The sequence below is a fragment of the Mesorhizobium sp. USDA 4413 genome, from assembly GCF_056280365.1.
The window spans coordinates 5,702,250-5,715,252 of record NZ_JBVPRP010000001.1; the positions used below are offsets into that span (position 1 = coordinate 5,702,250).

General features: G+C 57.7%; 14 protein-coding genes and 1 pseudogene. 3 read left to right on the forward strand and 12 right to left on the reverse strand.

Annotated elements, in window-relative coordinates; all coding sequences use genetic code 11:
* Positions 1 to 4: 4 nt before the first annotated feature.
* Both ACVMIM_RS27755 and ACVMIM_RS27760 read right to left on the reverse strand, forming a co-directional pair.
* Positions 5 to 991 carry a GTP pyrophosphokinase gene (locus tag ACVMIM_RS27755; RefSeq protein WP_040988223.1) on the reverse strand — a complete coding sequence of 329 codons (987 nt, stop codon included), beginning with the start codon at positions 989 to 991 and terminating at the stop codon, positions 5 to 7.
* A complete protein-coding gene (locus tag ACVMIM_RS27760) occupies positions 988 to 2,034 on the reverse strand; it encodes a nucleoid-associated protein (protein WP_476115790.1) in 1,047 nt (348 codons plus the stop codon). The genes ACVMIM_RS27755 and ACVMIM_RS27760 overlap by 4 nt, the downstream gene beginning before the upstream one ends.
* A 307-nt stretch (positions 2,035 to 2,341) precedes the next feature.
* On the opposite strand from ACVMIM_RS27760, the pseudogene ACVMIM_RS27765 reads away from it, so the two are divergent.
* Together ACVMIM_RS27765 and ACVMIM_RS27770 are read left to right on the forward strand one after the other, a co-directional pair.
* A pseudogene (locus tag ACVMIM_RS27765) lies at positions 2,342 to 2,787 on the forward strand (Ros/MucR family transcriptional regulator).
* 252 nt (positions 2,788 to 3,039) lie between these two features.
* Entirely contained in the window at positions 3,040 to 3,561 is a 522-nt protein-coding gene (locus ACVMIM_RS27770) for a thermonuclease family protein (protein ID WP_476115792.1), read from the forward strand.
* A gap of 108 nt (positions 3,562 to 3,669) precedes the next feature.
* Here ACVMIM_RS27770 and ACVMIM_RS27775 read toward each other — a convergent pair whose 3' ends face one another.
* From ACVMIM_RS27775 to ACVMIM_RS27795, 5 genes are all read right to left on the reverse strand, one after another.
* The gene (locus ACVMIM_RS27775; RefSeq protein ID WP_476115794.1) at positions 3,670 to 4,824 is read right to left on the reverse strand and encodes a DUF4236 domain-containing protein; all 1,155 of its coding nucleotides are present in this window, start codon (positions 4,822 to 4,824) and stop codon (positions 3,670 to 3,672) included.
* Positions 4,825 to 4,877: 53 nt separating this feature from the next.
* A complete protein-coding gene (locus ACVMIM_RS27780) occupies positions 4,878 to 5,924 on the reverse strand; it encodes a hypothetical protein (RefSeq protein ID WP_157895957.1) in 1,047 nt (348 codons plus the stop codon).
* On the reverse strand, positions 5,921 to 7,228 hold the full coding sequence (locus tag ACVMIM_RS27785) for a hypothetical protein (RefSeq protein ID WP_052458288.1): 1,308 nt from the start codon (positions 7,226 to 7,228) through the stop codon (positions 5,921 to 5,923). The genes ACVMIM_RS27780 and ACVMIM_RS27785 overlap by 4 nt, the downstream gene beginning before the upstream one ends.
* On the reverse strand, positions 7,228 to 7,890 hold the full coding sequence (locus tag ACVMIM_RS27790) for a hypothetical protein (RefSeq protein WP_476115795.1): 663 nt from the start codon (positions 7,888 to 7,890) through the stop codon (positions 7,228 to 7,230). Before ACVMIM_RS27790 ends, ACVMIM_RS27785 begins: the two co-directional genes overlap by 1 nt.
* 149 nt (positions 7,891 to 8,039) lie before the next feature.
* Positions 8,040 to 9,479, reverse strand: coding sequence for a coiled-coil domain-containing protein (locus ACVMIM_RS27795; RefSeq protein ID WP_040990730.1), 1,440 nt, complete (start codon positions 9,477 to 9,479; stop codon positions 8,040 to 8,042).
* Positions 9,480 to 9,748: 269 nt separating this feature from the next.
* Here ACVMIM_RS27795 and ACVMIM_RS27800 point away from each other — a divergent pair, with 269 nt between their 5' ends.
* Positions 9,749 to 10,129, forward strand: a complete 381-nt coding sequence (locus tag ACVMIM_RS27800) for a hypothetical protein (RefSeq protein ID WP_071097798.1) — start codon at positions 9,749 to 9,751, stop codon at positions 10,127 to 10,129.
* Between the two features lie 135 nt (positions 10,130 to 10,264).
* Here ACVMIM_RS27800 and ACVMIM_RS27805 read toward each other — a convergent pair whose 3' ends face one another.
* The 5 genes from ACVMIM_RS27805 to ACVMIM_RS27825 form a co-directional block, all read right to left on the reverse strand.
* The gene (locus ACVMIM_RS27805) at positions 10,265 to 11,098 is read right to left on the reverse strand and encodes a thermonuclease family protein (RefSeq protein WP_082037402.1); all 834 of its coding nucleotides are present in this window, start codon (positions 11,096 to 11,098) and stop codon (positions 10,265 to 10,267) included.
* 3 nt (positions 11,099 to 11,101) lie between these two features.
* A complete protein-coding gene (locus ACVMIM_RS27810) occupies positions 11,102 to 11,572 on the reverse strand; it encodes a hypothetical protein (protein WP_040990726.1) in 471 nt (156 codons plus the stop codon).
* A gap of 481 nt (positions 11,573 to 12,053) precedes the next feature.
* Positions 12,054 to 12,359 (reverse strand): hypothetical protein, encoded by a 306-nt coding sequence (locus tag ACVMIM_RS27815; protein WP_476115798.1) that lies wholly within the window; start codon positions 12,357 to 12,359, stop codon positions 12,054 to 12,056.
* Between the two features lie 41 nt (positions 12,360 to 12,400).
* Complete coding sequence (locus ACVMIM_RS27820; RefSeq protein ID WP_040990722.1) at positions 12,401 to 12,646, reverse strand: hypothetical protein; 246 nt, start codon at positions 12,644 to 12,646, stop codon at positions 12,401 to 12,403.
* Positions 12,643 to 12,942, reverse strand: a complete 300-nt coding sequence (locus ACVMIM_RS27825; RefSeq protein ID WP_040990720.1) for a hypothetical protein — start codon at positions 12,940 to 12,942, stop codon at positions 12,643 to 12,645. The genes ACVMIM_RS27820 and ACVMIM_RS27825 overlap by 4 nt, the downstream gene beginning before the upstream one ends.
* Positions 12,943 to 13,003 lie beyond the last annotated feature (61 nt).

A 13,003-nucleotide genomic window follows, 5' to 3' on the forward strand; every position in this document is an offset into this window, starting at 1 on the left:
TTGTCTACTGCGGGAGGGCCAAGCCAAGATCGGAGTATATCGGCCCGAGTTCCTCATCGGTCAGTAAACCGGGCGAGGCGGCGATGCTCGGAAAATTGCCCACCACGAAGTAGAGCAACAAGATCGTAGGCAACGCGAATAGCGTCTGGTCCTCTAGCCGATCCTTGATGCGCCCCATGATGAAATCCTTGGTGTTCAGCCAAAGAAGGATGTCTTCGATTGAACTCTCGCCGGCCAGTGGGAGGTACGCGTCGATCAGCTCGCCGTCGAAAGTGGTGACAGTCGCGTCTACGCCGATCTTGTGTCGGTAGTACATGGATAAGGCGTCGATCAATGCTTTGACGCTCTTGACCGATGCGTCGATGAGGTTGCCAACTTGACGGAAGTAGTCGTCAGTCGCTTCGATCAACGCCATCGCCTTAGCCGCAGCCCGCATCATCTCAGGCGTCGATTTGACGCTCGGCTTATAGATCGTATCGTGGGTGACTTCGCTGAAGGCGTGTTGCAGCAGCGTGCGGACCTGGATCTCGCACGGAATGTCCAGCGGTATAGGAACGCCCTCGAAGACTACCCCCGCTTTGGCCCGAACCACGTAGTGGACCGACTGATAGCCGAACTCCCAAGGCTTGCGGGCCCGCTCCTCGGCGAAGTCCCGGGCCTTTTGCCAAAACCAGTATCTGTCGCCGAATTCGGTGATCGCCTTCTCGACGATGGGTATTTCGTCTGAGGTGAGCACGACGAACCGGATTCCCACCTTGTCCTCGATATCATCATACGGGCTTGCATAGCCCTTGCCGCGATAGAGTGCCTTCTGGATAAGCGACTTGTTCTCCTTCAGCCTGTGCTTAACCGGAAGGCGCAAGAACAGATCCGGCGCCTCCACCTGGGTCGAGAGCCCGTCGATGACCGCGTGGACGATGAACCTGCCCCAGGCGTCGTAGTACTGCTGCTCCGCCTCCCAGCGCCGCAGGATCTCGAGCTCGGTCGTCATAGCTGTTCGGTGACTGGCCTGCGGACCGTGATCCTGGTCCAACTTGCAGCCTCGCTATCGGAAACATCGCCAGGCGGGACATCCTCGATTGTCACGGTGCCATTGCGTATCGCGTCCGGGGACGCCGAGAACTCGATGTCTGGACCAAACTTGTACTTCCGGCGCCGCAGCCTACCACCCATCTCGCTAATATCCCGAACCACGGCTCTATCGGTCGGGAATTTCTTGGCCTCGAGGAACCTGTTGAATGGGTCGCGCAATTCGGGTGGCAGATACGCTTCGCCGAACTGTTGCGAGGTGAACGTTGGTGCTTGATCTACCTTAACGAAGGCGAACAGCGCGTCGCCCAGATCCCTTCGGAGATCTCGGTCATTTATCGATGTGCGAACGAATTCCTTGGTGAGGTCGAAGAACTTCGCGGTTTCATATTTTCCGTTCTCAGGAAAGGCGCAGCCAAGAAAGCCGTCGTAGAAATATACGGCCGCGTTCTCTCGGCGGGCGGCAGTGATATTGCTGTCAAATACGAAGCATCGCCAACTTGTGCTTGCCGTGACGGCGACATCTTCAGAAATGAACAGGGCAAGCTTGTAAAGTCTCGTGGCTGGCGTCAGGAAGATGTTCTCGAGAAATTCGGTCACAATTTTTGCGGCATCTAATCGGCGTTGAAAGCCGGACTGCATCTCCGCTTTGATCACCCCTACGAAGGGCTTTCCATCGGCACCGACTTTCCCATCGAAGACTAGAAGCATTCCCCCGGGAATCCCTCGTGATTTCTGTGCGTCAGCGAGAGCATCTGCCATGTGCTTGGAGATATCGGGAAAATCGGTGTCGGCTGCGAGAACAAGACGTCGAGCCGTTCCAACAACGCTTGCGTCGTCGGTCTTCACTATCCGCATCTCTATGCTCTTGGACTGTGCAGAGAGCGCTTCGGTGATACGCATCCCAAAATGACTAAGAGCCTTGGAGTCTAGAACTTCAAGTTCCTTCCCGTAGGATGGTGGCACTACATTAGGCCCGTCTTTCCTCTGGAATACCTCATGCATGACAACTCGGCCGATTGAAAGATTCTCAACAAGCAAAACTCGATCCCCTCCGAAAATACCGAGGAACATTATTCGGAACGGGTTAAGAAAGGATATCAGAACAGATCAAGAACGCAAGGGCCACGCGTGCAGGAAAAATGGCGGCCGTTCCTAAACGCAACCAGCCAGTATCGCTGACCTTCTCGACCCCAACCACGGTGTCTGAATTTTTCACCCAGACGAAAAAGTGCATGCGTTCAAAGCTGCAAGGCCTGGAATTGTCTGTTGGAACGGCTATCAACAGAGCCATTGCAGTCAGTAGAAGGATATACCATGTCCCGAGAATGAGGTGGCCCATCTGATCGACTTTACCGCCGATATCGTCTCCGACTACGTCAGTAAGAACGCTGTGCCAGTTACCTGCCTGCCCGAGCTTATTGAGAGCGTAAACTTGTCGCTTTCCAGAGTTAAGTAACCTGTCGAACCAAAAGCCCCAGCCCAAAACGATGTGGTCAATCCGAAGCGGTCGGTGTTTCCCGACTACATCATCTGCCTTGAGGACGGAAGAAATTCAAATCGCTCAAGCGGCATTTGGCTACGCATTTCGGTCTAACGCCCGATGAATATCGGGAAAAATGGGGACTGCCTCCGGACTACCCGATGGTCGCTCCCACCTATTCAGAAAGCCGCTCCAGTCTTGCCAAAGCGCTCGGTCTTGGCCGCAAGACAGCTACGAAGAAGAAAGCGCCGGTCAAGAGAGGACGAGGACGCTAGTCCGTCGTTTCAAGTGGGGAGAGCCAGCAATTGAGGAACGATCGGCAATCCCGCCGGCACCGGTCGCGCTTACGGCCTGGACGCCGAAGCTCTGTTGCCCGCGCTTCCCGCGGCCGGACGTTTGCAGTCGCATCACTAGCAGTCGCTGGCCTGGCGGCTTCAGCATATGCCGTTTTTCCCCTCGCTGCGGACAGCCATGGCGATCTTGGAGCGACAGTAGCCAACTGGACTGCCGCCAACCCACAGACCATTATGGGGACGGCATCGGTTGTGGACGGTGACACGATCGAAGTCCACGGTCAGCGCATCCGCTTTAACGGAATCGACGCGCCTGAGAGCCGCCAGCTCTGCAAAGATGCAAATAGACTGGATTATCCATGTGGAAGTCGATCCACCGAGGCCCTCGACACCTTTTTTGCCGCATCTCGCCCGGTACAATGCAACTTCGTCGCATGGGATAGGTACCACCGTTTCGTGCGCGACTGTCGTCGCGCGGACGGCGCTAGCGTGGCGTCTTGGATGGTTGAGCACGGTCAGGCTCTTGATTGGCCCCGATACAGCCACGGCGCGTATGCGGAGCAGCAATTACAAGCGAAGACTGCCAGAAATTGGTTGTGGACTGGCGAATTCGAGGCGCCGTGGGATTGGCGCGCCGGTCACTCCGATGATCCAAAGCCTCCAACAAATCGTAAGTTGGACCTAATTACGCACCGGCAGGTCGCGCAGAGCTACTCCTGCCAGCCTCGACGCTTGCTCGCAAATCTCCTCATGTGAGGAAGCGCGTTGGTGCTCATGGGGCGGCAAACTCGACCGAGACGGCGATGGAAACCTTGCGAGGGCCTCCGCTAGTTCGCTGCAGTGGACCTTCCTACGTGCGCAGGTTCACGATCTGGACGTTAGGCTGCGCTGCACATGCGGTGTCGATCGGTGCGAGCCGTGCACTTGGGCCAGCGCTGAGATTGCCTGACAGAACGGCTGACTGATATTCGTTTTCGAGAACTCGAGGAGTTCATTCAGTCCGCTACCGCTCGACAGTCGCAACGCCTCATATCGACAGATGGGAATCTGCCGATTGTTTTTGAACCGCCGGTCGGGTCCGCCGCTCTTGTTGGGGTGTGTCCAGGTGTAACCAATGACTTGGGCGTCGGATGGAACTCGGCCAGTCTCAATGAAATTGCTGGGAGCAAATTGGGTCCGAAGATCAGCATAGCCGACGGCACCGTACCGATTGCCATCTTTCACCAGGACAAGGTCCGGCATGAAATAGAGAACCTGCCGGCCGACGTGGATCGACGGCGGAGTAACGTTGCTGCGAACAACCTGGGGTAACGTGCTTGCTAGTGTCGTCGGCTTCTTGTCGACCAGCATGCTGGCGCCAGCGTTCCGCTTCCAAGTCGTCAGATCCTCAATCTTGCCCCCTGCCGCAACATGCCACCTTCCCGCGCAACCAGTGAGCGTCTCGAATGCAGCCACCAGCCTGCCGTAGGCAGCCTCGGCGTCCTGTTCCAGATCATAGTAAAGCACGCTCACCCGGCGATAGCCGTCGAACCAACCCCCAATCAACATGCCAGATAAGAAGGCGGCTACCCCAACCACCGGCCCTACCCCGCCGATTGCTTTTCCGACAAAGAAACCCACGATGCCGAACAGAACAGCCAGGATCACCGAGAGCCGCGTTTGCGACTGTTTGGCGTTGATTTCGTCCAGCACCTCAGCCGAGGTTTCATCGCGCATATCAATCACGTCGCCGGACTCGATCTCCCTCATCACGACCCCATCGGCGATATATTCTGGGGCTGATGGTTGCGGCGTCATTTGCAGCCCTTGAGGTGCTGGCTGCCGGGCGGTGTTTTTCGCACCAGCCTTCCCGAGCGTCCCTCGGTAGTAGAGACCGCCAAAGCCTGCATGGATGTAATGGCCCCGTGGACCCGTTCCGATCCGAAGCCCCTTCACGCCCACAGAGACACCGACGCCGCCCGATGAAAAATTGAACCGGAACGGTCCCGCGCTGATCGATTTGCGAACGTAAAACCCCATCCCTTCCCCCCGACACAATGCAGTGAACGCTAAGTCACGGCATTGTCCCTCAGTCATGACTTCGATCCCTGTGAAGGCGCGAGGTCCTTTTCACGGGAGCGCTGCCTTACCCTGATTTCAATTCGCCTTCTGGCCTTCACGTCGCCAGCCTGTGCTCCATCGGTCAGACGATCGCCAGGAAGGATCAGCTGCCCGCCGGACATCGGCAAGATGGTGAACCCTCCCAGGTCAGGCATCTCTCGGAGGATGCTCGTGACGGAGATCGCTCGAGCCAAACCGAGGCCAGCGTTGTCGGCAGGATGAAGCGCACCTACCTCAACCTTGCCTGCTAGGACCGGTTGGAGGCCCTTGTCCATGTTCGACGACACGCCCGACATCGCCTGCTCGTCCGTGTGGCCAATCACTTCGATGACGTCGACGCCGTATGAGGTTGCAATACCCGCAATCGTCTTCGACAGGTCGCGTAGCTTGGTCTTGAAGCCATCGGAAAGCTCGGCGCTACCAGATTCGAAATTGTAGCCGTCAAGTTCGCTGAGACTAATGATCGGTGGCCAATCGTGAGGTTTGGCTGCGACTGTGAATTCGTTGGCCTTCTTCAGGACATCGGAGAGGTCCTTCGGAGTCTTGCCTCCGCCGACATAGCCATTCTGCTTCAGAACTTTCATATGCTCGATCATGACCTTGCCTTGGTCGACGTCGACGTCGTTCTCAGCAAGCACTTTGGTGACCGGCGCCCTTTTCACCACCTCTTCGACCGTCAGCCCCGCCTTCTTAAGTGTTTCGACGGCCTCTTTCGCCAGGACGAGTTCGCGCCATTCTTGATCGGAGACATTGCGTCCCGTCGCGGGCTTAAACGCATTTAGTTGAGCAAGCAGGCGCTTGTTTTCTTCGCCGAGTTTGCGAGCGGTCTCCTCGGCAGATTGCGCAATCCTCTGCGCCTCCGCCGCCTCCTTTTCCTTCTTGGCGATGATGGCACCTGCTGCCAAGAGGAGGCAGAAAACGAGAAGTAGCATTGTCTCAGCCATCGTTAGGCCAAGGATCAGGCCGCGGCCATAGCCTTTGCGCTCGAAAGCGACCGACGTTCCGCTGACGTCGCTCACCTGCCCCACCAACTAGATCTTCTCGGCGCTTCAACCTTCTCTGCCTGCGGTGTTCCACTCAAAGTTTGGAAGGAATCGCCTTGCGAGCTCTCGGATATCTTTATTGCTGCGCCCTCGCCGACACCCGGAGTTCCAAAAGGTGCCGGATCGATTGCGATGGGGCCGTTGGCGGAGGGTGTCGGGCGCGAGACCTGAAGGCTCTTTTCAGCAAGAGTCGCGATGAGTTCGCTCGTGTCCTTGCTTTGCTTTTGCACCACGGCTGCGAGCGCCTCGGTCAATCGCTGCTGAGCTTGCACGCTCTCAGCGGTCTTCTCTGCAGCCGCGGCCGCTCGCTCCACACCACTAGCGACCTTTGATACCACCTCTGAAATGCCGGTCATCCGAGCTTGCTGCTCCTGCGAGGCGGTTTCGGTCTTAACGGCATACTGGGCGACAGCGCTGCCAAGCAGCTTCACCATCGGCGCCAAATCGTTCTTCAGCACCTCGTCAGGAACAACAACCTTCTCCAGCTTCGTGGCGACGGTGTCAGCTTGCGTACCGAGCTTGCTTACCGACGAGGACATCGAACCATTAGCTTTATCGAGCAAATCGGCAGCGGCCTCGACTCGCTGCGCAATCGAAGAGAACTGACTTTCGACCTGACCGAAATTATCTTTCAATGCGTCGCTTAGTTTGCCCGACGCCTCCTGGACCGGCTTGATCGCTTCCATAGCGATCTTGTCCAGAGCGGATCTAATATGCTCACCGTTCCGTTCTGCCTGGGCTGCAATCTCGCCAAAGCCCTCCTCAAGCATTTGATGGCTGACGCGACGGAAATCGGCGAACTCTCTGGTCACGCTCTCCATCTCTGCTCTCACTCGCCGAGTCATGTCTGCGAGCTCGTGTCTCGCTGTCCGCTCGATGTCGGCAGGGTCGCGGCGCATCTGATTGTAGAAAATCCTGAGCGCGATACCGGTGATCGTGGAGGTAACGGCGATACCGAAATTCCTCACGATCGTCTCAGTCGAACCCTCCGATCCGAACTGAAATAGCGAGACGCCGAGGCTCGTTAGGGTGAAAAGGAAGCCCATGTAGTAGAGGTTGTCACCAGTTTGCTCGTCGTGCAGCCGAAGCTTCCCCGTGAAGATCGATACACCCAGATAGAAAAACATCAGGCAAACCGGTATGCCCGCCGCTACAATGGGATTCACACCGGACAACTTGGCGACAGCGATAAAGGCGCAGCCGCCTAGAGTTAGGACCGCAAAGACAACCAGCGGAAAACCTGGGTGACCCAACAGGGCCCGGTCGTCTTTCCTAGCCATCAGTTTAACCCTTCCAAGCCAACAAGCTTGTCGAACTCGCCATGATGGCTCTGAACCCACTCCGCCCAGAACTCTGCGTGGTCGAGCGACTGAAAGGGCTTCTTTGCCCTATCGATGTAGAGAATTGTGACGTTCACCCCATCGAGCGAGGTGCCATAGGTTCGGTCGGCAGCACTGGTTAGGTACTTCTGGTAATCGAGTCCCGATCTGTACTGCGAATACAGAGCAGTGTGCTCAATCATATCCGATGCGACAACCAACCGCTTTGCGCTACCTTGTTTCGCCAAGCTGCTATCGAACAGCGACAGTTTGATTTTCTGGATACCAGCCATGATCGGGGACTGGCTTACCGAGTCACCATTTGGAATTTCATCCGGAAGCTTGCTCAGAGGATCGCCAAAAGCGTCTTCCCATTTCTTTTGACGGCGTGCTGGGTTGTTCGTCCAACTATCCACCGTCGACCCATCGCCCGGATTACAGGCATCGAACATCACGGTTAGGTCGCCAGGATCGGAATTCAGCATATAGATTCTCACATAACCGCCTGGCTCGACTCGCGCGATCGCTTTACGGAACTCGTTCTTCAGGTCGGACATCGTCGCCCCCGAAATAGGATCCGTAGCGTCGATCAGCACGGCCGTCAGACTTGTCGGGCCGTCCAAGGGGCAATTCGTGTTCGCGTCGATCTGTCCCTTCCCAGATCGCGACCACATCCAAGCAAAGCCGGTCAACATCGCGACCGACAGGACCCCCGAGAGCGGCGGCCGCTACGATCGTGCCCGCCTGACGCTTCTTGCGCCTACGAGTCCGCTTAGACATTCACGCCGTCCGGATGGAGCTTGTCGAGATCCCGGTACTGCTCAATTCCCCGCTCGCATTCTTGGCCAATCAAGCGAACCTGACCATTGAGCTCGTCCTGCGCTTCGCGGATCGACGCACCGATATCGCTCTCGCTCCATTCCCCGTCGCCCGAAACATAAGGCTTTATTCGATCGAGCTTGTAAGGCGCGCCGAAATGTTTGGGCGCTGGTTCCGTTCTGGCCTGGATGTTGGCTTCCCTGTACTTCGAAAGCAGTTGGTTGCAGGCTCGCTCTAATTGATCCTGGTGCTGTCCAAAAAGCGCCAGGAGCCGCGAGCGGTGATCGATGATAGCGCGATGCTCCCTGCGGCGGCTTCCCAGCTCCTTGACGATTTCCTCGACCTTCTCGCTGTGGTCGTCACGAACGTCTCGCAGTTCTTCAATCAGTTCCTTCTTGCGATCGATGTAGTCCTCACGCTTAGCGACCAGGCGATTTTCCACGCCGGCGTAACCTGGATAAGGGTCGAACACGAACCAGCCGTCAATAAACGCAAATATCGAGAACATGAGTCCGATTGCGAACAGCAGCCACGACTTCACGTCCATGGGGCCCGCCGGATTTGCTAGCATGTTGTGGATGACTTCCGTGCCGGCGCCGTCGGCGAGTGATCCACTCACCTCGCGATAATGCGCCAGTGCCAGATTTATGGTTACGGCTAGGGCCACGTAGAAAAGGATCGATATGGCCCCAACTAGCTTCACGAAAAGCGACCGGTGGGTGACCAGCCGAGCGCAAAAGACGGCGAGAAGCAGCGCTGCGCCAATGTTGATGAACGAGAACGCCGCTGCCTCGAGGATGCCGCCAAAAAAGCCCTGCTCGTTTCCCTTGGCGAGGAAATTACCGTTCATCGCGGTCTCGATGAGAAACAGGAACAGGAGAAGCGACAGCCGAAAAATGTGTGCCGCGCCATGCTGAACGCGTGCAGCCCGGATCAAGCCGTGCTTTTCCTTGAACCAGACGTGCTCTTTCTCCGCATCATTAAGAGCCCTTCTCAAGCCGTGGAGTTCGTCTAAACCGACGGCAACCGAAGCCTTGAAATCCGATACGCTCGCTGCGTTCGCCTGGCGGATTAGGCCGAATTGTTCTTCGAAATCCAGACCAGCGAGACGCCCTCCGAGAAGCTGCAAGCTGTCCTCAAGCGTGTGATACGAGGCCTTCTTCTCGTCCTCGACGCGTTCGATGATGGCGTGTTCGACATCGTCGAGGTTCTTGGCGCTTTTGGGGGGCTGGTTCGCCTCCCCACGTTCCCTCCCGCGGCCAGCGAGATCCATATCGCGATCAATCTTAGCGACGTCCAAGCTGCTAAACAGCTGAGTGCTGGCGCGGAAATCATGATTAGTCTCGCGCAGAGACTCGCGCAGCTTAGTTAGCTTTTCGAATTTGGAACCCACGCCCTGCTACCCAACCCTATAGACCCAGCATAGTGCTTCTATGCACAGTAGAGCCAAAGGGCAACTGAACATTCACAACTGTCCACTTGGAAGTGTCCTGAAGCCTAACTCGGATCAGGATTTGGCAATGTCCGATCAGTCACGCCGGCTCCCGTCGGCCATTTAATTGTTACGATCGAGGCTCAGGCGCGAAAGCGGACGCAGATTGGCTCCGGAATCGACGCCAAATCCTCTGGCGTGGCGCCCCAAACAGGACAGGGTGCGCTGACATGACGACAAGAGTGAAGAAGCATATTCCGATTGTTTCGCTGGGGTGGTGGTCTGAAACCGACAGTCCGAGATGGGTCTCGGCCGGCAGTGCGGTGCTGACGATTTTGGGGAGCGGGTGGATCAGCTACCAGGCTGGTGAGCATTCAGGTCACAACGCTGAGCGTAGTGCGCAGATTCAGGCACTGTTGGATTCGACCCGCGAATTTCAAGTTTATGCGGCTGCGTTTTCCACGGAGATGTTTGCCGACAGAACAGTGAGCACGCCCACCCGTAGCAAGCTGATCAAGAATCTCAACGACCAGTTCTCCAGCATTCGTGCGACCGAACCACTTATCCCCGCCGATGCAAAGAAGGACGTGGAAGCCTTCAGAAAATTTTGACTATGACCGATGCTGTAAACAATGCGGTTGATCTCATGTCGATGAAGAATTTTTGGACGGCAGCGGGTGACCTGACGGACGCCCGGAAAAGCTGAACACCAAGCTAAACTCTGCCATCTAACGAAAGACGTGGACCTAGCACAGCGTCTCGCATGCCACGCCGTCGCTGTCCCGGTCCAGCTTGCCGCCCCATGAGCAGTTCTGCAGATACCATTGGGCCTCGTCGCAGGAACTGATCTGTTTGCATGTCCGTCTCGGTTCGCAGGAAAGGCCGCCGCTCTGCGCGACAAGCTTGCGGCTGACGATGCCGAGCGGCTGGCTCGCCGGCGCCGCGCTGTCGGCATGCGATGCGCGCCAGTCCCAAGGCGCGTCGAATTTGCCGACCCATAGGCCTAGCTTCGCCGCTTTTGCTTTCGCCTGCTCCGCCGCATAGGCGCCGTTGCTGTAGCGCGGCCAATCGAGCGCCTGGCCGTGCTCGACCATCCATGCCGCCGCGCTGGCGCCGTCGGCGCGGCGGCAATCGCCAACGAAGCGGTGATAGCGATCCCAGGTCACGAACGTGCATTGCACCGGCCTCGAGGCGGCCAGGAAGCTATCCAGCGCTTCGGCCGATCGCCGGCCGCAGGGATATTCGAAGCCCTCGGCGTCTTCGCAGTATTGCTTGCTCTCCGGCGCATCAATGCCGTTGAAGCGGATCCGCTGCCCGTGAACTTCGATCGTGTCGCCGTCGATGACAAAGGCGACGCCGGTTATCTGGTCCGGCTTGGCGCCGGCGAAGTTTTGCAAATTGATCTCGTGCAGGAGGTCCGCGTGCTGCATGGTAGTCAGCGCGGCAAGAACGCCGGCCGCGACGACGGTAGCGAAGATCAGCCGTCGCGGCACGCTCGCCCATCGCAACGCGCGTGAGCGCTTGGCGCCGGTACGCTTGCGCCTTTGATTAGATCGATTGTCGTGCCGTAATTTGTCCATCGCCTAAGCCGACCAACCCGGCCACGTGGTGTCGATCATGGGCATGCCAGCGCAATAGTAGTCGTAGACAAACCGGCCGGTCGCCATATCTCGGCACCGCCAAATCACGCTGTAGTTGGCGCCGTAGAACTGGTCCCAGGCGACGCCGTAAGCCTGCGGCCGCGGAACATAGTAGCCGCCACCGCCATTATTGGCAGCCGCCGCGGCCGCTGCGCCACCTACTGCCGCCAGAGCGATTCCAGTCGCGACAGCATTGTCCGTCTGTATCAGCCTCGTGCACTTCTCGGCCGTTGCACCGCGCCGAACTAGAAGCGTTGCCACTCGATTTCGATATTGCTCATCGGTGCTGGTGGCGAGCGAGCGGCAAAGCGTTATGGTGTTTTGAGCCGTAAGCTGGCTGTCGGAAACATTTGTGTTTGTTGAGCACCCGCCGATGAACACGGCCGTGCCCGCAAGAAATGCCTTCGCCTTCATTGATTGATCCCCCACCCCGGCCAATATTGCGGGCAATTCAGGGGGCGTGTCTACAACTTTGTTTTGAGATGACCCGCGTTCCACCGCTTCCGGTGGGGCTGGGCGCAGTGCTGGTGTGGTGCATTTCACATGCGTATCCCAGTTCTGGGCTATGCTCTGGCGGTCGGAATTGCCCGACGCTCAGCTTTGGAGACGACGACATGTCTGGTGGTACGCCCGAAAATGAAGAGATGAAGGACGCCTATGGGAAGGACTCGGAGCCCTTCAGCCAACACAGCATGGCGCATGCTTGGAAGGGCGGCGGACCTGTTTTAGATAGCACTGACGCTGCAGCAGGAGCTATCTACGTTGCGTGGTGCCAAGATTGCCCGTTTGAGGGAGGCTGGAAGGGAACACCCCGACCAACGCGAGAACAGGCTCAGACTGACGCGGATGCTCACGTTGCGAGTTATCCCGATCATAGGGTGACAGTGATCTGACGTCATGTCGCCTTGTCGACGAGCGGCGTCTTTCTCGTCGGCGGCTTATAAGCTGTCACCAGCTTGAGCGTGTCCACGTTCACTGTCACCTGCACGCCAAGATTCACCGTCACCCACTCGCCATCGATATGGGCGACGTCGCCTACCAGTTCTATCGGCCGGCCCTTCTTCACCTTCGACGTTCGGTCGACGATCGAATGCGGAAACCCGTAGGCGGGGATCGAGACGCTGATCCTTTCGTCTGTCACTCGCCGGCGCACGGTCGCGGTGATCGCGACCTCGTCGCCAATGTTGATGCCCCTGGCCATGCCATGACTCTGGCGCGGCCACCGGCCTCGTCAAGGGGTTGCTAATATGCCTTGCCAGCGCGAAGCATCGCCCTCGCTATCGCCAGTTGAGCTTCGACCCTGGCGTTTTCCTTCTGGGTCATGTTGTCGGCGGCGATCAGGCGCCGCACTGCGCGCATCACCTCGCCGCGCTGCCAGCCGGCCTCGATCATGCAATCCACGATCGCCTGAAAGCCTGGCTCCATAGCTTCCTGACAGTCGATCTCCCGATCGGCGTTATCGCCTTCGCGCCTTGATCTGCTGATCATCCGTTGCCGTCCACCGTGCTCTCTTCGTCAACCGCATGAGGCACCGGCAGATACGAGTTGGCGACGAGCCATTCGCCGACGATCGTTTCCACCAGATCTGGCCTAGCCGTGCCAATCTCAGCCGCCAAGCTGGTCAGCGCGTCGTCGGTGCGCGGATCGAGGCTGATCCCGCCGACATTTCGAAGCAGCAAAGCGGCCCGCCGCAACAGCACCTGCAAATCCGCCCGTGAAGCGTCAGCGATGTGGTCGGCCGTGCTTTCCAGTTCATGCACGAATTGATGACGACATCCGGTCATGCTCCTACAGGAATTGCTCGCGTTCGGCCCTGTGCTCGTAGCAGAAACAGTGCGGCGGCTC